Below are 1,767 nucleotides of genomic sequence, written 5' to 3' on the forward strand. Positions count from 1 at the left end.
CGGGCGGCCGCGGCCGCGAGCAGGCCCTTGGGCCCGAAGGCCAGCATGATCTTGCCGGCCGCGCTGCCGTGGAGCGAGAGCCGGGCGCCGACCCGCCGGAACGGTGCCCCGGCACCGGTGCCGGACATCCGCTCGACGAGCAGGACCTCGTCCCCGTCCAGGATGAAGAGGTTGACGACGTTCTGGGTCACGAACAGCACGTCCTGCATGAACGGGGCAGCCACCTCGGCGATGTTCTGCTGGGCCGGGGCCAGCAGCCCCAGGCGCCAGATCCGCTGGCCGATGCGGTACAGGCCGCGCTGTTTCTCGAGCCCGCCCCAGGCCACCAGCTCGCCGGCCAGCCGGTGGGCGGTGGCCACGGGCAGCCCGGCCCGGCGGGCCATCGAGCTGAGGGTCTGGGCGGAATGCCCCGCATCGAAGGTGCCCAGCAGGGCCAGTGCCTTGGAGGTCACGCTGGCGGACGGAGCGGCGCCGTCGTCCCCCTCCGGTCCGCGGGCGGAACGTCCGCGCGGGGCAGCATTGGCCATGGCGCACCGTCCTTCCCGCCGGGGCGCCGGACAGGGGCCGGCGCCGTCACCCTCCAGTTTAAATGCGCGGGGGTTTAAAGAACGACGCCGGGGCTGCCTCCGTGCGGAAGGCAGCCCCGGCGTCCGGCCGGGCCGGGAACCCGTCAGGCGGGCTGCTGGGCGAAGACCGAGCCGCGGTAGGCGGCCAGGCCGCCGTCGACGCGGATGTCGGAACCGTTGACCCAGGCGGACTCGGGGCGCAACAGGAAATCGACCACGCGGGCAATGTCCTCCGGCTGACCGAAGCGGCCCAGGAGTTTGCCGGCACCCTCGACCTTGTCGCGGCCGTGGTCCTGCTTGAAGTCCTCCAGGATGGGCGTGGCCACCGGGCCGGGGCTGACGCTGTTGACGCGGATGCGGCGCGGCAGCAGCTCGGCGGCCAGGTGCTCGGTGAGGAAGCGGACGCACTGTTTGGAGAACAGGTAGGACTCGGCCGTGATCTCCTCGTCGCCGGCCACCGCGGCCAGGGCCGCCGCCTGGTCCTCGGCGAGCGCGAACTGGGCGCAGCGGTCCCTGACCGTGCGCCACTGCACGCCGACGTTGGAGGCCAGATTGACCACGGCGCCGCCCTCGGCCATCAGCGGGGCGAGCGCGCGGACCAGCCCGCGCACCCCGAAGACGTTGACCGACAGGACCGTGCGCCACGGGGCGGTGCCCGGGACGCCGGCAATGTTGGCCAGCCCGGCAATCCCGTTCGGAGCCGCCGTCGCGACGGCGGCCGCTGCGGCTTCCACGCCTTCCGGGGTGGAGAGGTCGGCCTGGATGAACACGCCGTCGAACGCTTCGGGGGCGTTGCGGTCGATGCCGATCAGCGGGACGCCGCGTCCGCCCAGGACCTGGGCGGTGCGGGCCCCGATGCCGGAGGACACCCCGGTGATGACGATGGGCAGCTGGTCGATGGCCATGGGGGACTCCTCGGCTAGTACGTGATGTGCTTCACTCCATGGTGGCAACCTGCCGGGGCGGGGGGCTGCTGGCTTTCCATTGGACGGAAAGCGCCGTGCAAGGTGTGACAGAGACCATCAACACTGGAAGGGATCTTCCCCGTGCCGAAAGGACCCTCCCATGACGGCGACCCACTACGACGTGCTGGACCCGGCGACCCTGGAGGTCGTGGGCCGGGCCCCCGAACACACCGAGCAGGACGTCGCGGCGGCCGTGGCCGCCGCCCGCACCGCAGCCCCCGCCTGGGCCGCCGACC

General features: G+C 72.8%; 3 protein-coding genes. 1 reads left to right on the plus strand and 2 read right to left on the minus strand.

The window, feature by feature from the left end:
- Together ACFQ36_RS22465 and ACFQ36_RS22470 are read right to left on the minus strand one after the other, a co-directional pair.
- Nucleotides 1-527 (minus strand): IclR family transcriptional regulator (locus ACFQ36_RS22465; protein WP_377017748.1); only part of this gene is annotated, 527 nt, incomplete at its 3' end.
- Between the two features lie 143 nt (nucleotides 528-670).
- Nucleotides 671-1,471 (minus strand): SDR family oxidoreductase, encoded by an 801-nt coding sequence (locus ACFQ36_RS22470; protein ID WP_377017750.1) that lies wholly within the window; start codon nucleotides 1,469-1,471, stop codon nucleotides 671-673.
- Between the two features lie 160 nt (nucleotides 1,472-1,631).
- On the opposite strand from ACFQ36_RS22470, the gene ACFQ36_RS22475 reads away from it, so the two are divergent.
- The coding region (locus ACFQ36_RS22475) for an aldehyde dehydrogenase family protein (RefSeq protein WP_377017752.1) at nucleotides 1,632-1,767 on the plus strand (136 nt) is incomplete at its 3' end.

Source organism: Arthrobacter sp. GCM10027362 (assembly GCF_042679445.1).
Taxonomy (GTDB): domain Bacteria; phylum Actinomycetota; class Actinomycetes; order Actinomycetales; family Micrococcaceae; genus Crystallibacter.